This is a genomic window from Methylomonas sp. EFPC1, assembly GCF_016925515.1.
Taxonomy (GTDB): Bacteria; Pseudomonadota; Gammaproteobacteria; order Methylococcales; family Methylomonadaceae; genus Methylomonas; species Methylomonas defluvii.
The window spans coordinates 3,331,385-3,350,923 of sequence record NZ_CP070494.1 but is presented as its reverse complement, the minus strand read 5'-3'; the positions used below and the strand labels follow the sequence as shown (position 1 = coordinate 3,350,923).

Annotated in this window: 16 protein-coding genes; 8 read left to right on the top strand and 8 right to left on the bottom strand. The window is 51.5% G+C overall.

What is annotated here, in order from left to right; genetic code table 11:
- Positions 1-20: 20 nt before the first annotated feature.
- Positions 21-1,196 carry an integrase gene (locus JWZ98_RS15405; RefSeq protein WP_205450356.1) on the bottom strand — a complete coding sequence of 392 codons (1,176 nt, stop codon included), beginning with the start codon at positions 1,194-1,196 and terminating at the stop codon, positions 21-23.
- 158 nt (positions 1,197-1,354) lie between these two features.
- Here JWZ98_RS15405 and JWZ98_RS15400 point away from each other — a divergent pair, with 158 nt between their 5' ends.
- Entirely contained in the window at positions 1,355-1,921 is a 567-nt protein-coding gene (locus tag JWZ98_RS15400; RefSeq protein WP_205450761.1) for a hypothetical protein, read from the top strand.
- A 329-nt stretch (positions 1,922-2,250) separates the two neighbouring features.
- Here JWZ98_RS15400 and JWZ98_RS15395 read toward each other — a convergent pair whose 3' ends face one another.
- Positions 2,251-3,630 (bottom strand): L-serine ammonia-lyase, encoded by a 1,380-nt coding sequence (locus JWZ98_RS15395; RefSeq protein WP_205450760.1) that lies wholly within the window; start codon positions 3,628-3,630, stop codon positions 2,251-2,253.
- A 239-nt stretch (positions 3,631-3,869) separates the two neighbouring features.
- Between JWZ98_RS15395 and JWZ98_RS15390 the strand changes: the two genes are divergently transcribed.
- Positions 3,870-4,232 (top strand): hypothetical protein, encoded by a 363-nt coding sequence (locus JWZ98_RS15390; RefSeq protein ID WP_205450759.1) that lies wholly within the window; start codon positions 3,870-3,872, stop codon positions 4,230-4,232.
- Positions 4,233-4,363: 131 nt separating this feature from the next.
- Here JWZ98_RS15390 and glnA read toward each other — a convergent pair whose 3' ends face one another.
- Together glnA and JWZ98_RS15380 are read right to left on the bottom strand one after the other, a co-directional pair.
- Complete coding sequence (gene glnA, locus JWZ98_RS15385; protein ID WP_020485489.1) at positions 4,364-5,773, bottom strand: glutamate--ammonia ligase; 1,410 nt, start codon at positions 5,771-5,773, stop codon at positions 4,364-4,366.
- A 164-nt stretch (positions 5,774-5,937) separates the two neighbouring features.
- The gene (locus JWZ98_RS15380) at positions 5,938-7,161 is read right to left on the bottom strand and encodes a porin (protein ID WP_225892875.1); all 1,224 of its coding nucleotides are present in this window, start codon (positions 7,159-7,161) and stop codon (positions 5,938-5,940) included.
- A 561-nt stretch (positions 7,162-7,722) separates the two neighbouring features.
- Between JWZ98_RS15380 and JWZ98_RS15375 the strand changes: the two genes are divergently transcribed.
- The 5 genes from JWZ98_RS15375 (at position 7,723) to JWZ98_RS15355 (ending at position 12,282) form a co-directional block, all read left to right on the top strand.
- Positions 7,723-8,061, top strand: coding sequence for a P-II family nitrogen regulator (locus JWZ98_RS15375; RefSeq protein WP_020485491.1), 339 nt, complete (start codon positions 7,723-7,725; stop codon positions 8,059-8,061).
- 73 nt (positions 8,062-8,134) lie between these two features.
- On the top strand, positions 8,135-9,487 hold the full coding sequence (gene amt / locus JWZ98_RS15370) for an ammonium transporter (protein ID WP_225587861.1): 1,353 nt from the start codon (positions 8,135-8,137) through the stop codon (positions 9,485-9,487).
- 181 nt (positions 9,488-9,668) lie between these two features.
- Entirely contained in the window at positions 9,669-10,007 is a 339-nt protein-coding gene (locus tag JWZ98_RS15365) for a P-II family nitrogen regulator (protein WP_020485493.1), read from the top strand.
- A gap of 157 nt (positions 10,008-10,164) precedes the next feature.
- A complete protein-coding gene (locus JWZ98_RS15360) occupies positions 10,165-11,433 on the top strand; it encodes an ammonium transporter (RefSeq protein WP_205454462.1) in 1,269 nt (422 codons plus the stop codon).
- A gap of 84 nt (positions 11,434-11,517) precedes the next feature.
- Complete coding sequence (locus JWZ98_RS15355; RefSeq protein WP_205450758.1) at positions 11,518-12,282, top strand: inositol monophosphatase family protein; 765 nt, start codon at positions 11,518-11,520, stop codon at positions 12,280-12,282.
- On the opposite strand, the gene JWZ98_RS15350 is transcribed toward JWZ98_RS15355, so the two are convergent.
- Positions 12,261-13,475 (bottom strand): nucleotide disphospho-sugar-binding domain-containing protein, encoded by a 1,215-nt coding sequence (locus JWZ98_RS15350; RefSeq protein ID WP_205450757.1) that lies wholly within the window; start codon positions 13,473-13,475, stop codon positions 12,261-12,263. The two genes, JWZ98_RS15355 and JWZ98_RS15350, sit on opposite strands and share 22 nt — an antisense overlap.
- 311 nt (positions 13,476-13,786) lie before the next feature.
- Between JWZ98_RS15350 and JWZ98_RS15345 the strand changes: the two genes are divergently transcribed.
- Complete coding sequence (locus JWZ98_RS15345; RefSeq protein ID WP_205450756.1) at positions 13,787-15,559, top strand: autotransporter domain-containing protein; 1,773 nt, start codon at positions 13,787-13,789, stop codon at positions 15,557-15,559.
- 70 nt (positions 15,560-15,629) lie between these two features.
- Here the strand turns inward: JWZ98_RS15345 and rpe are convergent, their stop codons facing one another.
- The 3 genes from rpe to JWZ98_RS15330 form a co-directional block, all read right to left on the bottom strand.
- On the bottom strand, positions 15,630-16,301 hold the full coding sequence (gene rpe / locus JWZ98_RS15340; RefSeq protein ID WP_205450755.1) for a ribulose-phosphate 3-epimerase: 672 nt from the start codon (positions 16,299-16,301) through the stop codon (positions 15,630-15,632).
- Between the two features lie 106 nt (positions 16,302-16,407).
- Positions 16,408-18,798: an EAL domain-containing protein gene (locus tag JWZ98_RS15335; protein ID WP_205450754.1), complete on the bottom strand. Its 2,391-nt coding sequence runs from the start codon at positions 18,796-18,798 to the stop codon at positions 16,408-16,410.
- A gap of 20 nt (positions 18,799-18,818) precedes the next feature.
- Complete coding sequence (locus tag JWZ98_RS15330; RefSeq protein ID WP_033155367.1) at positions 18,819-19,520, bottom strand: response regulator; 702 nt, start codon at positions 19,518-19,520, stop codon at positions 18,819-18,821.
- Positions 19,521-19,539 lie beyond the last annotated feature (19 nt).

Below are 19,539 nucleotides of genomic sequence, written 5' to 3'. Positions count from 1 at the left end.
AGAAAAAGGTAACCGAAGTATCAGAGTCGTTGCCTCACATTAGAGGTAACCTGGACTTGTGAAAAAATGAGTTTCAATTGTTGCTCAATGGCGGCCTTAAGAGCAAATGGATTGAGTTTGGCATGATGTTCCTGGAGAGTCTGTTTGGTGGTTTCCGGAATGTCAGGATGATTGATCACCCGTTGGTAAGGGGTTTGCGGGGCATGGTATTTTTTCACGACTTTGGCGCCGTCTCGGTGTTTTTTCCGCAGTTTCAGACTGGGACAGAAATGATTCTGCAAAGGGCACCAAAGCGTGCTGTAGACCGCGTTCATCAACGGCACCAGCGCGGCATTATCCAGCCGGTCGTAGCCGAATAATTGCCTGGCGTGAGTCCAGTTTTTCTGCTCGACGTGGGCATTGTCGTTTTTCTTGTAAGGCCTGGAGCGGGTAAACGCCGGCTTTTGCGGGTGGTCGGTGAAATAGCGAACCAGGTGATGATTGAGAAATTCAGAACCATTGTCGCAATCGAAGCCTTTCAAAGGGAATGGCAACAGGTTCTCGATGGCCTGAATCTGTTCCAGGATACCTTGCGAGCCTTTATTCCAGGTGGCCCGGCATTCGGTCCAGCCGGTGACAATGTCCGTCATCGTCAGGCTCCAGACGAAATCGCCGGCCAGCGAATTGCCACAGTGAGCGACAGTATCGGCTTCGACAAAACCGGGCTGGGTCTCGTCCCAGTGATGAGTGCGGATGGGAATCTGGGTTTTCAACAGAGACCCGGGTTTGGTGCCGGACAAGCCTTTGGGGTGCTGGACGCGCAAGGGTTTGAGCAAGCGATCCAAGGTCGCCGCCGACACCTTGAGCAAGTCGGCGCGCACGCCATCCGCCAAGGGGCCGTATTGATCTTCGTAATGAGGCAGCCAGATCGGTATCGCGGCTTTCAGGCGCTTGCCGCACAGTTGATCGCTAGCAAACCAGATGCGCTTCAATGGCTCCAGCAACACCTCGGCTTGATATTTCCGCTTGGGGCCGGGCCGTTTGCTAGGCGAAGCGGTTGGCTTGGCTTTTCGATTCAGCAAACGAATCGCGTACTTACGGGCGTAGCCGCAGACTTCGCAAAACTCGTTCAGGATCGTTTGTTTCGTGGCCCTATCACTTTGTCGATAACGTTTTTGGATAGCCTGTAAATAGGCTCGTCGTTCGTGTTTTCCCATGGTGGTAACCCGCTTGATTTCGGTTACACACAATGTGAGGCAACGACCCGTTTTTAATGACCCCTTGGGTTACTTTTAATTTGAGGCAATTCGCCTACTCATGCGGTATTTGACTTAAGCAAATAAGCTGGTTAACTACAAAAACGGGGGATAAAACGATGAACAATAAACTATTGCCAAAAATTGACGAGAACCTGGTGTCCAAAATCGTGGACATTTTCTATGCCGGCATGCTCGATGACTATCGTATCAACCGGTATTTTTACTCCAGGCCCATAGAAGAACAAACCAAACCGCTGAAGCAACTTGTTAATGCTTTGCTCAGCGCAGAGCCGGTCGAGCCTAAAAAACTTGCCGAATTGGCTGATGATTATTTTGCGGCGGCTTTTGCCAGAGGGAACGCCAAGCCCAGTTTGGTCAATAATCGAGACTTTGCGTTTTTGGAGATGTTCGTTACGGGCGATCTAGTCGGTAGCGACGAGAAACCCCATCTGACCCTGCTATGTCCCGGACATTCCCATTTTTTAAGATTACAGCCCATTGACGATAACTACGATGTGGTGTTGGAACTGTTGCAAAGCAGCCTCAATCAATTGCAAGTTCCGCAGGAAACGACTGAGCAGATCATGGCATTCGCGGCTTCCGGCCGGGACGGTATTCTGGGCAGGGGCCAAGCTATTTATGATGATGGTGAAAAAACGACCGACTTCCGGACGCATGGCTAGTTTTATTGTTTACCCGGTCCTGTTTATTACGCTTATGCCGTTCAGGCTGTGCTCGTCGAGGCCCGGGCTTGTGTGGCCTTCAATAGACTAAAGGCATTAAGGCGAAAGGTAATTTGTAAGGATAGCGTGAATAGCGTTTAAAACCGGCGCCTAAAAGCTCGTCATTCCCTCATGCAGAAGGTTCTCAAAGCCGATCAGCGCAGAAAATCTTATTCGCAGCGTACCATTTATGTGATTGGCTACCCGTTTCCATGCAGGGGCGACGCTGCGCTGGAGATTCTTGCGAAAGAGGGTATATAAAACAGCTTGAGATTGCGTTTAAGCCGTTGTCAGCATTCAATCAGATTCACCGCCAAACCGCCGCGTGAGGTTTCCTTGTATTTGGTTTTCATGTCGGCGCCGGTTTCGCGCATGGTTTTGATTACCTTGTCCAGCGATACAAAATGTTTGCCGTCGCCGCGCAGGGCAATGCGCGCCGCGTTGATAGCCTTAACCGAACCCATCGCGTTACGCTCGATGCAGGGCACCTGCACCAAACCGCCAACAGGATCGCAGGTTAAGCCCAAGTTATGCTCCATGCCAATTTCGGCGGCATTTTCCACCTGCTCGGGCGTGCCTCCCAATACTTCAGCCAGTGCGCCGGCAGCCATAGAGCAAGCAACGCCGACTTCGCCCTGACAGCCGACTTCGGCGCCGGATAGCGAGGCGTTTTCTTTATACAGAATCGCTATTGCGGCGGCTGTCAACAAGAAGCGAATCACCCCTTCTTCATTCGCACCATCGCAAAAGCGCCAGTAATAATGTAATACCGCAGGGATGATGCCGGCAGCGCCGTTGGTGGGTGCAGTTACGACCCGTCCGCCGGAAGCATTTTCCTCGCTGACGGCAAGTGCAAATAAGTTTACCCATTCCATGGTTCCCACCGGCATGCTTGGAGTTTGCCGAGGAATTTCGCCGCTCAACTGCCGGTAGAGATTGGCCGCTCTGCGCCTGACTTTCATGCCGCCCGGCATAACCCCTTCTTCATGCAGGCCTCGTTCGACGCAGGCTTGCATCACCTGCCAAATGTTCAATAATTTCTGGCGGATTTCCTCTTCACCCAGCCAGGCTTTTTCATTGCTCAGCATCAAGTCGCTGATTGATTTGTTATGTGTCGCGCACAGTTTTAGTATCGCTGCACCCGTTTTGAAAGGATAGGGTAGGCAGGTGTCGTCATTGCTCAGCCTGTCCGCAGCAGCCGCAGCGTCGGTCACGACAAATCCGCCGCCTACCGAATAGTAATCGCTTTGCAGCAGTTCGGCGCCGTTTGCGCCGAATACGCTAAAGCGCATGCCGTTGGAGTGATAGGGGAGTACTTTACGTTGAAACAGCAAATCGGCTTTCTCGTTGAACGGTACCGGGTATCGTTGCAATAGCCTAACTGCTCCGGATTCGCGGATTGTGGCCAGGCGTTGTGGAATGATGGCGGGGTCAATCAAATCGGGTGCTTCGCCTTCCAAGCCAAGCAATACCGCTTTGTCGGTGCCATGGCCTTTACCTGTCGCACCAAGCGAACCGAATAATTCGATGCGCAAGCGCTGTACCTCGCTAATAAAGCCTCGCTGTTCCAGATTATTGACAAACGTCATTGCTGCCCGCATGGGTCCCACAGTATGAGAACTGGAAGGTCCGATACCGATTTTAAAAATATCGAAGACGCTGATAGCCATAATTGTCGCCTAAATAGTGCTGAGGAAAGGGTGTCGGGAATAAAGTGGGAGTATCCCCTCGCGATAGTAAAGCAATTAACATGCCCCGTCGCCAGATTATAAACACCATGTCGACGGAGGATTCCAAACTAGACTTATCGGTAAAGGTGGTTTGCGAAAACGAATTGGCTGTCGGTTTTTCCGGCGCACATTGCGTTCGAGCTGCGAATGTTTTTCTTTTGAACTAATCGGACCAGGCCGTGAAAATACTATTTTTAATGGGCGTTAGCATATCCGCATTTTTACCGGTTTGTCAGGCGTTGGGCGAGCCAATGAAATGTGTCGTCGATGGAAAAACCTTGTGTACCGACGATCAGGCGCGATGTGCTAAAGGAGACATCAAACCTATTAATGGCAGCGTAATAATTTCATCTTCTCCAACGAGCGTGCCGCGTGCCAATAATATTGCCAAGCCAGCTTTTGACGTGCCGTCCGGCCTTAATGGCATTCTTCAGCAATTTGGTATCACGGAAAAGGAGCTGGAGAATGGGTGGCAAACCGTGATGGAAGCCCATAAGCGCGGATCATGGAAGGCGCCTGAGTTGCCTAACGATGACAAATAGCTTGTTCTTCGACGCACCGAAAAAGCGGCGCAGGTGTGTAAGGTGCGCGCCAGTGCATAAAAAACCCCGCGAAGCCGAAAGCTTGCGGGGCTTTGGGATAGTACAGGCCCGTTAAGAACAGGCTTAGCTATTTATAGGCTGTAGTACATATCCAGCTCAACAGGGTGAGTGCTCATGCGCAGACGAGTCACATCTTCTTGTTTCAATGCGATGTAGCCATCGATTACGTCGTCGGTGAATACGCCGCCACGAGTCAAGAATTCGCGGTCTGCATCCAGAGCCGCCAAGGCTTCGTCCAGAGAGAACGCCACTTGTGGAATCGCTTTTTCTTCTTCTGGCGGCAAGTCGTACAAGTCTTTATCCATCGCTTCACCTGGGTGAATTTTGTTTTGGATACCGTCAAGACCGGCCATTAACATGGCAGAAAACGCCAAGTATGGGTTAGCAGTGGAGTCTGGGAAACGTACTTCGATACGGCGGCCTTTAGGGTTGGTGACGTAAGGAATACGGATAGACGCAGAGCGGTTACGTGCTGAGTAAGCCAGCATCACAGGTGCTTCAAAACCAGGAACCAGGCGTTTGTAGCTGTTGGTTGATGGGTTGGTGATGGCGTTTAACGCTTTAGCGTGTTTGATGATGCCGCCAATGTAGTACAGCGCGGTTTCTGACAAACCGCCATACAGGTTGCCGGTGAACAGGTTGACGCCGCCTTTAGCCAAAGATTGGTGAACGTGCATGCCGCTGCCGTTGTCGCCAACCAGTGGTTTAGGCATGAAGGTTGCGGTTTTGCCGTAAGCGTGCGCGATGTTGGCAATCACGTATTTCAAGCCCAGTACTTCGTCGGCTTTTTTAACCAAAGTATTGAATTTAACACCGATTTCGCATTGACCGGCAGTTGCCACTTCGTGGTGGTGTACTTCAACGGTTTGGCCGATTTCTTCCAGAACCAGGCACATTGCAGAGCGCATGTCTTGGAATGAATCGACGGGCGGTACGGGGAAGTAACCACCTTTAACGCCTGGACGGTGACCGATGTTGCCGTTTTCGTAAACTTTTTCTGAGTTCCAGCCGGCTTCTTCTGAGTCGATTTGGTAGGAGCAGCCGCCCATGCTGGTGTTCCAGCGGACGTCGTCGAAAATGAAGAATTCGTTTTCAGGACCGAAGAACGCGGTGTCGGCGATACCGGTAGATTGCAAATAGGCTTCAGCGCGTTTGGCGATAGAGCGTGGGTCACGAGCGTAACCTTGCATATCTTTCGGTTCGATAATATCGCAACGCAAGATCAGGGTTTTGTCGTCGAAGAAAGGGTCGATAACCGCGGTGCTGGGGTCCGGCATCAGAATCATGTCCGATTCGTTGATGTGTTTCCAGCCGGCGATGGACGAACCGTCAAACATGTTACCTTCTTCAAAGGTGTCTTCGTCGATGGTGTGCGCTGGGAAAGTAACGTGTTGTTCTTTACCGCGAGTGTCGCAGAAGCGGAAGTCGACAAATTTGACGTCGTTTTCTTGGATTAATTTCAGAACGTGATCAACAGACATTAGTGAGGGTCTCCGTAGGTTGTAGTTGTTTTGGTTGAGAAGCTTAAACGATTTAACAATATCATCAAACGTAGTAAAGAGCTATAACAAACAGAGCCTCCAAAGGGCTTTCAACGCAATGGAGGCGTAGAGCTTTATAACGATGATTTACTTAGGCTACCAACTTAGAAAGTGATGACTACGTCCGCAGTAACCAAGAATTGGTTGTGGCGTGTACCGTTGTCGAACGCTTTAGCATTATCGGTAAAGTCGTAACGCAGGTTTGGACGCAAGTTCAACCATTTTGCCGGTTTGTAGCTCAAGCCGGCTGTAACGGCGTAATATCCGCTGGCTTCTTGAAACGGAACATAGTTAGCGCCGTAGTTGCTGCCACAAGCGAAGTTGTCGCCGACTGTGCCTGCTGCTGCATAGCAACGGCCAGGGCCGAGAACTCGGATGCCGTTATGATCACGGAACCATTCTGCGCGCAGACCGGCTGAGACTTTGTCGTTGACGTCATAAATCAAATATTGGTTGACGCCATACCATTCGGCGTCTTCCCTGCCGTCTGGAAGCCCTGCAAGGCTTGCGTTCCCGGTCCAGATATTATTGGCAAAACCGTGATCGTGTTGAATGATGTAATGCAACTTGTCGGTGAAATTGTGCTTGCCGACGATGCTGTACATGGCCCATGTGTCTTTGCTGTTTTCGGAGCGTTCGCCAGCCGTTGAAGTAATAGCCAGAGATGTGCCGGCGTCGTCGCTTGTCCAGGTTACCCCGCCCAACCAAGCCCAGTTGCCCAGGTCTCTGTCCCAGTTGCCGTCCCAGCCGCCCGAGTTGCTTCCGGTAACTGCACCGCCCATTACTGTCCAATTCGGATTGAATGCGTAGGTTGCTAGTATGCCGGTATGGGTAAATGGTTCGCCATATTGCATAGTGTAGGGTTTGGTGATGAAGAAGTTATCGGGAGCGGTAACTACTTCGTAACCGATTGGAGTATAAAAGTGTCCGGCTTTGACTGCGATACCATTACCGAATGGGAGGTTAAACTCGGCGTATGCTTGTGGTAATGCCAAGCCGTAGAAGCGCTCCCCGTGTCCGCTCAAATTCAGATCCCAGTTGCCACGGTCACTGTCCGCTAGGGTGCCGGGGTCGAATCCGAATGAACCGTAAGCTTGTGTAAACGCGGCATCGGTACCGTACATCACATCGACGCGACCGCCGATGTCGAAAGAGTCGCCGTTCACATTGATGGCTTTTTGCAAATACAGATACAACTGGTTGAGTTGCAATTCACCGCTACGGTCGTTGAATGTCACTGGGCCGTTAAAACCGTCACCGTTGCTATTCATGTTGGCGCCGACACTACTGTTCAGCCAGCCGCCAACCTTCAGATTGTGATCGGTCATAAATTTAGATGTGTTCGGATCAATGCCAGCTGCACCCAGTAGTCCGGATGCTTCTGTCCAGCTGTCCGCGCTAGCGGAGGCACTGCAAATCACCATTAATCCGGCTAAGCAAGCGCGGCTGTGTGATTTTGTTAACGTTGTGTTGTTTCTCATGGTGGTTATCCCCTTGGTTCAGTGACTACTGAAGATTCTATAGCAGTTTTTAGGCCATATTCGATTTATTAAAAATCAATAAGATAGGCGGCATATGTAGACTAGTTCATGATTCGCAATGGTGCAAATTCTTTTTGTTGCACCAAAGTAATGCAGTGTTGCTATGTTGCGACAAAACCCTATTTATTCTTAAAGCAAACCACTGAAACTGGCAGATCAAGGCCTGTAGGGTGGTATTGAGTTGCAATGGTGCAATCCAAAAAGCGTTGCACTGCTTTGGTGCGTTTCTGTTGTGCTTTTATTGGATGTGTTTAATAAAGCTTTAAAAATCAGGGGAATAAATAGTGGCATGCATCATGCTTTGCTTGTTTCGGGAATTTATTAACTCAAGCAAAGAGGTGTTGAACTATGAAACTGATAACAGCGGTGGTTAAGCCGTTTAAGCTAGACGACGTGCGTGAGGCGTTGTCGGATATCGGTGTATCTGGCGTGACGGTTACTGAAGTAAAAGGCTTTGGTCGGCAAAAGGGCCATACGGAACTGTATCGTGGTGCCGAATATGTGGTGGATTTTTTACCCAAAGCAAAAATCGAGGTAGCGGTTGCGGATGCTTTGCTTGAGCAAGCCGTCGAAGCGATTGTGAAAGTAGCCAATACCGGAAAGATCGGCGATGGCAAAATTTTTGTAACCGATCTGGAGCAGGTGGTTCGGATTAGAACCGGCGAATCCGGCGAAGAAGCTCTTTAATATGAAGATGGGGAAACCAACAATGAAATATTTAACAGGCATGGCGCTATTCGCGCTGTTTGGACTCTCGGGCATGGCGTTTGCGGAAGAGGTGGCGGCACCGGCCGTGCAAGCCACCGTTAACAAAGGCGATACCGCCTGGATGATAGTTGCAACCGTACTGGTTGCGTTAATGGTAATACCTGGCTTGGCCTTGTTCTACGGTGGTATGGTGCGTGCTAAAAACATGCTGTCTATCTTGATGCAAGTCTTTGTTATCTTTTCGTTGACGGCGATTATGTGGGCGACGTTCGGCTACAGCGTCGCGTTTACCGAGGGTAACGCTTTCTTCGGCGGTTTCAGCAAGGCATTTTTGAAGGGTATTACCCCGGATTCGATGGCGGCCACTTTCAGCAAAGGGGCTTATGTACCTGAATTTATTTATGTAGCGTTCCAGCTGACTTTCTCGGCCATCACGCCCGCGTTGATCATCGGCGCATTTGCCGAGCGGGTTAAATTTTCAGCGGTGCTGTTGTTTACCGTGATCTGGTTTAGTTTCTGCTACTTACCGATGGCGCATATGGTTTGGTACTGGGCAGGCCCTGATGCCTATACCGATGCGGCCGCTGCGGAAACTGCCGGTGCGACTGCGGGCTTTTTATTCCAAAAAGGCGCCTTGGATTTTGCCGGCGGCACGGTGGTACATATCAACGCAGGTATCGCCGGCTTGGTCGGTTGCTTAATGATAGGCAAGCGTATTGGTTATGGTAAAGAATTTATCGCGCCGCACAGCGTGACGATGAACATGATAGGCGCATCCTTGTTATGGATAGGCTGGTTTGGCTTCAACGCTGGCTCCAACCTGGAAGCCAACGGTCTGGCGGCATTGGTTTTTGTCAACACATTGTTGGCGGCCGCGGCGGCAACTCTGGCCTGGATGGGCGCGGAATGGGCTGTGCGTGGTAAACCCAGCATGTTGGGTGCTACGTCAGGTGCGGTGGCCGGTTTAGTTGCGATTACGCCTGCTTGCGGCTGGTCAGGGCCGATGGGAGCTATCGGTTTGGGCTTAGTAGTCGGTGCAGTATGCTTCTGGTCGGTAACCTTTTTGAAACACGCGATGAGTTACGACGATTCGCTGGATGCGTTTGGTGTGCACGGGGTGGGCGGTATTATCGGCGCCTTGGGTACTGCTGTGGTTGCCAGCCCTGATTTGGGTGGTACCGGCGTCTGGGACTACGTCACCAACGCAACCTTGCCTGACTACAGTGTGCTTACCCAGCTTGCCAGCCAAGCTTGGGGTGTAGGCATCGCCATCGTTTGGTCCGGCGTGGTGTCCTTCATTGCCTTCAAAATTGCCGATGTGGCTCTTGGTCTGCGGGTTAGCGAAGCGACTGAGCGCGAAGGTCTGGATGTCACCGAGCATGGCGAAACCGCTTATCACGTTTAGGGTTGAAAGCTGCGGTTAACGCGAAAAGAAACGGGTGGTCGGCGATGGCTGCCCGTTTTTGTTATCATGAAGCACTACTTTGGTGCTTTTGCTCGGGTAAATTGTAGGTTCTACCGGAATTATTTATTATGGTGGCAACAGTGACGAAACAGCTTTTTAATCATTCGAATTTGGGGATAGCATGAAATTAATTACAGCGATTATCAAACCATTCAAGCTGGACGACGTCAGGGAAGCCTTGTCCGAGATCGGGGTGGCGGGTGTAACGGCAACCGAAGTAAAAGGCTTTGGCAGGCAAAAAGGCCATACCGAGTTATATCGCGGCGCTGAGTACGTGGTGGATTTTCTGCCTAAGGTCAAGCTGGAAATTGCAGTGGCGGAACACGTTGTCGACCAAGCCGTGGAAACCATCGTCAAAGCCGCAAACACCGGCAAAATTGGCGACGGTAAGATTTTTGTGACCAACCTGGAACAGATTATCCGTATCAGAACCGGCGAGACCGGAGAAGACGCTATCTAAGTCTTCAACAAAAAATAAAAAGCAGTAGAACATCAAAAATCGCCCTGGTCTGCGCGAAATTCGCAGACCAGGGCGATTTTGTTGTTTATAGACAGCTTAAAAATAACAACACACCATCATCTAGTGAAAGACAATGACAACAATAAAAAGAACGCTGATGCTAATGGCATACAGCTTGATGTTGCCGCAGCAGGCTTGGGCCGAAGGCATTAACCAAGCCAACACCGCTTGGGTTTTAACCTCCACCGCGCTGGTTTTATTCATGACCATTCCTGGCTTGTCGCTGTTTTATGGCGGTTTGGTCAGAAGCAAGAACGTGCTGTCGGTATTGATGCAATGTTTTGCGATTACCTGTCTGGTATCGCTACTGTGGCTGGCCGGTGTATACAGCTTCGTATTTGCCGATGGCGGCAGCTGGCAGCCGTTTTTGGGGAGCGGCAGCAAGATCTTTCTGCCGGACATGAACACGCAAACTTTGATCGGCGATATTCCGGAAACCGTGTTTTTCATGTTTCAAATGACTTTTGCGATTATTACCCCGGCCTTGATCGTTGGCGCGTTTGCCGAACGGATGAAGTTTTCAGCCATGCTGTGGTTTAGCGGACTTTGGCTGATTGTGGTGTATATGCCGATTTGCCATTGGATATGGGGCAACGGCTGGCTGGCGGCGATGGGTGCGAAGGACTTCGCCGGCGGGATTGTGATTCACGTCAACGCCGGAGTGGCATCTCTGGTGGCGGCATTAGTGTTGGGGCGCCGTAAAGGCTTTCCCACGGTGGCGATGCCGCCGCATAATATGACCATGGTGGTTACGGGTGCCGGGATGCTCTGGTTCGGCTGGTTCGGCTTCAACGGTGGTAGCGCGTTAAAAGCCGACGGCAGTGCAGGGATGGCGATTGCCGTGACGCATATCGCCGCGGCCGCCGGTGCTTTAACCTGGATGACCATTGAATGGCTGCGTTTTAGTAAGCCCAGTGTTTTAGGTATCGTCACCGGGATGGTCGCCGGCTTGGGCACCATTACGCCGGCCTCTGGATTTGTCGGGCCCATGGGTGGTTTGGTTATTGGTATTGTGGCTGGCGCCGTGTGTTTTTACGCCACGCAATTCGTCAAACGCCGTTTGAAAATCGACGATTCCTTGGACGTGTTTCCGGTACATGGCGTCGGCGGCTGCGTCGGTTCGATTTTAACCGGCGTGTTTGCTGCTGAAAGTTTCGGCGGCTTGGGATTGAACGGCGTGACTATTGCCCAGCAAGTCGGCGTGCAAACGCTTGCGGTTTTAGTGACGGCGGCCTGGAGCGCTTTGTTCAGCTACGTTTTATTGAAACTCATCGGCGTGTTCATCGGTTTGCGCGTCAGCGAAGACGAAGAGCAGCAAGGTCTGGATATTGTGTTGCACGAAGAAACCGGCTACCACAATCTGTAAACATTAGCGCTTAAACTACAGGCTTCTCTTTGCGGGCAGGGCGGATGGCCGTGTTGCCCGCATCCCTATAAAATCAGGAAAATCATGCCCATTACTCTCGAAGCTTTAGAAACCATCGTTCGCGCCGCCGGCGATGTGGCGATGCAATATTTCAACGACTTAGATTCTCTGGCGATCAACAAAAAAAGTGCGCGCGACTTGGTCACCGATGCCGATGTTGCGGTGGAAAATTATCTGAAACAAGCTCTCGGCGAGCAGTGTCCCGAGTACGGTTTTTGGGGCGAGGAAAGCGGTCAAACCGCCAATCAAACCAGCCGCTGGATCGTTGATCCGATTGACGGTACCCATTCATTCTCGAAAGGCCAGTATTTTTGGGGCATTAGTGTAGCCTTGGAAATTGACGGCGAATTGAGAATGGGCGCGGTTTACGGCCCGGCCTTGGACGATTATTACTGCGCGGAAAAAGGTAAGGGCGCTTGGAAAAACGGCAAACCTATCAGGGTTTCGGATGAAACCAGTTTGGCCAGCAGCATGGTATCCACCGGTTTCGCGTGCCTGCGTCAGTATTTGGAAGATAACAACCTGCCGCGTTTCAACCGTATCGCCCAGGCTACCACCGGCCAACGGCGCTTGGGTTCGGCTGCATTGGATTTATGCACGGTTGCGGATGGCCAGGTCGATGCTTTTTGGGAGCAGGAACTCAACCTTTATGACATTGCCGCGGGCGTGTTGATAGCCAAAGAAGCCGGCGCAACCATCACCGATTTTAAAGGTAATCCCGGCGTGTTTCCCAAGCAGGTTTTTGTAACAAACGGCAAGATTCTCGATCAGTTGCTGCCGTTGATGTAAGCGTTTTTCATCAACATCTCGCAGCGTTTGGCAATATCGCTAGCTTGTTGTGCGGACGAGAAGCCGGCGTATTTATCCGCAAACTGTTGGGCGGTCTGTTTGTGTTTCGAATGGCGCAATAGCTCAGTTACGGCTGTTTTGTAGTTGGGATTTTTGCTTTCCGCGGCGATGTAAGTGCCCGCGCCGAGAGTAGCGAGGTTTTGAGCGCTGATCAGTTGTTCCAGCTGAAAAGGCAATGCCAGCAAGGGTTTGCCAGACAGCAAAAATGCCGACAATGTCGCCATACCGCCATGGCAAATAGCCAAATCGCATTGTTTGGCAGCAGCCGAGATTATTACCGGCTGCGGAGTAATGTGTAGATTGGCGCTGCTGTTTTTTTCTATAAATACAGGTGTTGTGCCGGGTATGTGCGCCAATATCGACCAAGGTGACGCGCGCAACTGTTTTAGCAACACTTCCAGGCCGGGATATTCCGGGTGCAAATAGACGAATATTTTTTCGGCTCCGACGCTCGGCCAGATCGGCTCCATGCCGTCCGTCTGCAAAATGGTCGGCCCCCAATAATTTGCGTTACGGTATTGCCGATAATGGTCCAGCTCCGGAAACGTGCAGATAAAATCTTCCGTAAACTCTAACAAGTCCGCCAAAATCCTTAATGGTGGTGTATTCAAACGCTCTAAAACCGAGTTAGTCGTGTTTAACACTTGGCTTTCGATAATGTTTAAGGCCTTATCGCTAACGCGCAACCAGGGGCGAATATTGGGCATCGGACTGATGCGCGGTGGCGAAAAAAAGCCGGTGCCGAACCCCGCTCGAGGCGTGTCAAATTTGCGGGCAGCCAGTAACGCGGTCGGTGAATGGTCGCATACGATCAAGTCAGGACTTACATGGCGATAAAGGCATTCCCAGGCTTTTACTCGGGTTAACAGACCGGTTTTATCGGTATAGCCGGCGTTTTGTAGAATTCCCGGATAACTGGAGGCTGGCGCTTGCGGACGACTGTCAGGCCAGCGTATCGGGGCTTGTAGGTAACAAAAGTGATCGGCAGCTAACCAAGTGTCGGCGTATTCCAAATCTTTAAGCGCGAATATGACCTCGTGCCCGAGACTTTTAAGTTGTCGGGCTATGGGCAGAAATGCGGCGGTGTGGCCGTAGCCGCCCCCTAATTCCCAGCAATACAGGACTCTAGCCATGGCAGTGGATTTGCTTCACAAAAGGTTGAAGTTGGAGTTTGTCTACAGCGTTTAGCAATAACTTTTGTTGAAACAACTGGTTTGAGAATTTATGCGCTAGCATTTATCTATGCTCATGATGGCAGTCAATAATAGAATTCAGACCGTTTGCTAATGATTTGGAATCATCGATAGTATTCAGTGCCATAATTAGCATACAAGGTTTTTATTCTTTAATTACGCTGTATCTAACCTGCTAAATTCTCATGATCCTACCTATATTACATTCAGAAAAATTATCAGGTTTATGCGGACTAACGGCAATGCCGCCAATGTCTTCGCGCCAGTGCTTAAACCGGGCAATTCGACCCCTTGCATTCAGTTCCAAGGAAGTATTGCTGGCAGCGGCGGCCGCTTTATCTTTCGCGCCATTTTCAGTACAAGCCTGGACTCTGGATTTTTCTTCCAGGTCCTATAACTTTAACGAAGCGGATGGTGTTGTCCAGGCTAATGTTAGTCTGGCTAGCAGCTCCGGCGATTATGGCGGCTGCACCATAAGCGGCGATGTCGTCGCTGCCGGCGGCAGTGCAACCGCAGGCAGTGACTACAATATTTCGAGCGGCACCTTTTCTTTCAGCGTTCCCTTTTTGTTTGGCGGGTCTCATGCCGATAGTGCGCCGGTATCCATCAATATTATCGACGATGCATTGGTAGAAAGCACTGAAACTGTGACCTTATCTCTTCAGAATGTAACGCCAAGCTGTACCGGTGATTCGGTGTCGGCGGGCGCGTCAGCAGTCGCCAGCATTGCGGACAACGACGTCGCTCCGCCCCCCACCACGCCAACGACGCCCACTACGCCAATAACCTCGACGCCCAACTTAACCGCCGATCCGACCTTTACCCCTAATCAGCAAGCAATTTACGAAGGTTTAACCAGTGCTTGCTCTGGAGCGAGTGGTGATTTATTGGCCCGCTGCAATGAAATAAACAACGCCGACCTGAATGCGGTGATTCCGGATGCGGTGGCCGCGCAAGGTGCGGCGGCTGTAGATTTTGGTTACAAGCAATTTTCCGTGGTGCATGGCCGCATCGTTAATCTGCGCAACTCCCAACAGCAAAGCGCCTCGTTACTGGGTTATTCCACCATTAATGTCAACGGCGAAACCATACCGGTCGGCAAGGCGTTGATGACAGCATTAGGCCCGGCTCGGGGCGGGGCGGCTGGGGATGATCCAAACGAACAGCCGTTTCGCGATAGCCCGTTAGGTTTCTTTCTGAAAGGTCAATTCAACGTCGGCGAAAAAGCCAATACCGGCAGCGAGCGGGGCTTCAAAGCCGACAGAAAGGCGGTTACCTTCGGTCTGGATTACAGTTTTATGGATGAATTGGTGTTGGGTGCGGCCTTCGGTTACGGCTCTACCGATACCAATTACAATTTAAACAGCGGCAGTATGTCGACCGATGCGTACGAATTTTCGTCGTATGGCAGTTATTTCCTGCCGCAGTCATTTTATATCGACTGGATTATGAGTTATGCGCTGCATTCCTTCGATATCAATCGGCGCATCCAATATACGGGATTCGATAATACGGCTACCAGTAGCGCTAATGGCGACCAGTACGGCTTTAGTTTGGGGTTTGGTAAAGATTTTGCGCTGCAAAGTTTTGTGATTAATCCCTATGTGAGGCTGGATTACAGCAAAACCGAAGTGGATAGCTATCAGGAAAGCGGCGGTGGTGGTTTAGCCATGGAGTTTGCCGGCCAATCTATCGATTCGGCGACATCGACTATCGGCGGTCAAGCCAGTAACGCGATCAGTACCTCTTGGGGTGTGTTGTCACCCGGCGTGCGTTTCGAATGGGTGCATCAGTATCTGGACGAAAGCCGTTTGATTCAGGCGCGCTTTAGTCAGGCGGCTGCCGGTGCCGGCAGATTCAGCGTAAAAACCGATACGCCGGATCGCGACTATTTCAATATCGGTACGTCGTTGGCGTTGAGTTTGCCGGAAGGTCGGGCGGGCTTTTTGCGATACGAATACCGCTTAGGGCAGGCCTATATTACCGATCACACTATCGAGTTGGGGGCGAGAATTCCGTTTTAAGGAATTTAGCGAATGCTTTGGGGAGGCGGCCGCTCCGGGACATCCCGCAGCGGCTGTCTTTATTTCAGACTTATTTGGCTGCGGCTAATTCCGCGCGCATGTCGTCGATGACTTTTTTATAATCCGGTTTACCGAAAATAGCGGAGCCCGCAACGAAGGTGTCCGCGCCGGCTTCCTTAATCTCACGAATATTGCCAACATTTACGCCACCGTCGATTTCCAGGCGGATATCCAAACCGCTGTCGTCGATAATTTTTCTGGCTTGGCGCAATTTATCCAACGCGGATGGAATGAAAGATTGACCACCGAATCCGGGGTTGACCGACATCAGCAAAATCATATCGACTTTGTCGAGTACGTGCTCCAGGTAATGCAACGGCGTGCCTGGGTTGAATACCAGGCCGGATTTGCAACCCAAGTCTCTGATCATTTGCAGTGAACGGTCAATGTGTCTGGAGGCTTCGGGGTGGAAAGTAATGTAGCTGGCGCCGGCTTTAGCGAAATCCGGAATGATACGGTCGACCGGTTCCACCATCAAATGCACGTCAATTGGGGCGGTAACGCCATGCTTGCGTAGCGCTTCGCAAACCAAGGGACCGATAGTCAGATTGGGCACAAAATGGTTGTCCATCACATCGAAATGCACAATGTCTGCGCCCGCATTTAAGACATTAACAACTTCTTCGCCCAAGCGTGCGAAGTCTGCGGAAAGTATGGAAGGTGCAATCAGATTGTCAGCCATCTTTTGATCCTTTTGGTGAGGTTAAAAAACCGGCATTATAACTTTTTTCCGGCGTTTGGCTAAAACAGTGGATTGATTGCACACTTTAGGGCTGCCGGCGCTTGTTTCAAGCCGACACTACGGGCTCAAGATTTTTGTTAAGAGCGTAGTCGGTCAGAAACTTTTCGAATTCCGCTATCGGTAGCGGTTTGCTGACCAGATAACCTTGGTAAAGATCGCATTGCCGGCTTTTCAGAAAAGCCAGTTGCTCGGCGGTTTCCACGCCTTCCGCTACCACGCGCATGCGTAGCGTCTTAGCCATGGCGATAATCGTCGCGGTGATTTCCATATCGTCAGTGTGTTTGGGGATGTCTTCAATAAAACTTTTATCGATCTTTAAGACATCCAGCGGAAAGAGTTTCAAATAAGCCAGCGACGAATAACCGGTGCCGAAATCATCAATGGCCAGATGCACACCCAACCCGTGCAGCTTGTGTAAAATTTCGATAGCTTCTTTTTCCCGTTTCATCAACGCGCTTTCAGTGAGTTCCAGTTCCAGGCACTCGGCCGGAAAACCGGTCTCTGCCAAAATCCTGGCGACCACGTCGCTAATATCACTATGCAAAAACTGTTGCGGCGATAGGTTAACCGCCAGACGCAAGGCTGGAAAACCGGCTTTCCGCCAGCGCTGGCCGTGGTGACAGGTTTCTCTCAACACCCAATTGCCGATACTGGTAATCAGACCCGTTTCCTCGGCAATCGGGATGAAGCGCAGCGGCGGTATCAGTTCGCCGCTGGCAGTCTGCCAGCGGACCAGGGCTTCGGCACCGATAATCGCGCCATTCTCGATGCAAATTTGCGGTTGGAAAAACACCCGCAATTCGCCTTGCTCGATAGCTTGGCGCAGGCGGATTTCTATATCGATACGTTCCCGCGCGGCGCGGGTCAAATCTTCCGAGAAATATTTGAAGCGGTTCCTGCCCTCATTTTTGGCTTGATACAAGGCCGTATCGGCTTGTTGGATCAACTCGTCCGGCGAAGCGCCGTGTTCGGGAAACATCGCGATGCCGACGCTGACACCGATGCGTACTTCATGGCCGCTGGGTAGTTGCCAAGTTTGGTTCAAGGCATTGATGATTTGCGTGGCCACATGAGCGACGGTTTCAGGTTGGTTGACTTCCTCCAGCAATACCACGAATTCGTCACCGCCGAGCCGGCAAATGGTGTCGCTGGTACGCAGCCGGGTAGTCAGGCGTTCGGCGACCATTTGCAGCAAATCGTCGCCGGCCAAATGGCCGAAGCTATCGTTAACGTCCTTGAAGCGGTCCAAATCCAGCATCAACACTGCCATCTTGTTGGCCTGACGGCGGGCTTTTTCGATGTTGTGTTGCAGGCGCGACAGGAACAGCATGCGGTTGGGCAATTTCGTCAGCGGGTCGTGGTGGGCCAGGAATTCCAGTTCCATTTCCGACGCCTTCAGCTTGGAAATGTCGGCAAACACACCCACGTAGTGGCTGATCTCGCCTTTGCCGTCGCGCACGGTGCTGATGCTCAACAATTCCGGATACACCTCGCCGGACTTGCGGCGATTCCAGATTTCGCCTTGCCAATGATCCGTAGTGGCAATATTGGCCCACATTTCCCGGTAAAAATCGGCGTTGTGGCGGCCGGAACTTAAGATGCTGGGGCTATGACCGATTACATCCCGATTATCGTAACCGGTGATGTTGCTAAAGGCCTTGTTGACCATCGTGATTCGGCGTTGGGCGTCGGTAATCATCACGCCCTCTCGGGTGCTTTCGAATACGGCGGCGGCTTGTCCCAAGCGCTCCTCGTTGGCTTTGATGTCGGAAATATCGGTAATGGTGCCGACGTAACCGCACAATCCGCCCGTTTCGTCCAGTTCCGGTTCGGCGCGCCCCACCACCCAGCGCACGCTGCCGTTCGCCAGTTGAAAACGGTATTGCATATTGAAGGGCTGCAAGGCGGATACGCAACGCTGCCATTCGGCAATCACCGAATCGCGGTCTTCGGCAAGCAAACCGGCTATCCAGCCGTCACCGTGCGAATCAATAAAATGCAAGTCGGTGATTTCGCACCAGCGATGGTTGACGTAGTCGCATTCGCCTTTTTCGTTGGTGCGAAAAATGCCGACTGGGGCAATCTTCGATAGCGTATGGAAGAGTAGTTCGCTTTCCTGCAACGCGATTTCCGCTTGCTTACGGGCCGTGATGTCGCGCAGCCCGATGACATAGGCTTGCGCGCCTTCCCATTCCAGCGGCGTGGAGCGCAGTTCCGCCCAGGCTATGCCGCTGGGGCGAATCAGGTTAATGTCTTGAAATTGAATTTTGTCGGCGGAAATCGGAATTGCTAGGGAATGGCCGATCAGGCTGCCGCGTTCCAGCAATTGTTCTGCGGCTTGATTGGCATAAATAACGACGCCTTGCGGGTCGACCACCATTACGCCGTCGGTAATGGTGTCCAGGATCAGATTGAGTTGTTTGAGTGTTTGTGGCATTTACGGGTTACGACCGGGCATCAAACAATCACTGTCTGCACACCTGTACCAACATTTTGGGTAGTGATGGCCGCCATCACCGACGACATTCGCGAAAGATCGCCTAGCAGTTTCAACACCGGTTCCGGCAGGTCGCGCACCAGCATCGGCGTAGCAAAGATTTCTTTTTCCAGCGCTTTTTCCGGCATGCCCAACACTTCGACCACGTCGAATACCCAATGGCCCGGCTCGTATATGCCGGCCAGCACCGCGCTGATTTGCTCGACCAACCTGCGGGTTTCCGGATTCAGCGACACCACGTATAAGGTCAAAACCAGCTTATGGTGGTTGGCCCGGCGTTCTTCGTGAACTTTGGCGATATGTACCACTTGGGCGATATTGCGGATTTGCGATGCCGACAAGGGTTTGCTGGCCAGTTCGAATTGCAAGCCTTCTTCATGGGCGTCTTTCAGTTGATCCATGAATTCGGCGGCAAAGGCCGTGACGATATAGACATTCAAGCTGGTGTCCAAGGCCTTCAGGCGGCGTAAGGTCTCCACGCCGTCTATGCCGGGCATGCGTAAGTCCAGAAATATCAAGTCGGGACGATCGGCTTCCACCATGGCGATACCTTGCAGACCGTTCTCGGCTTCGCGCACACGATAGCCTTCTTCTTCCAGAATCAGCTTGAAGGCGCCGCGTACCGCCGGATCGTCGTCAATTACCAGAATGTTGTTTACCATCGCCTGTGTCTCTATTCGT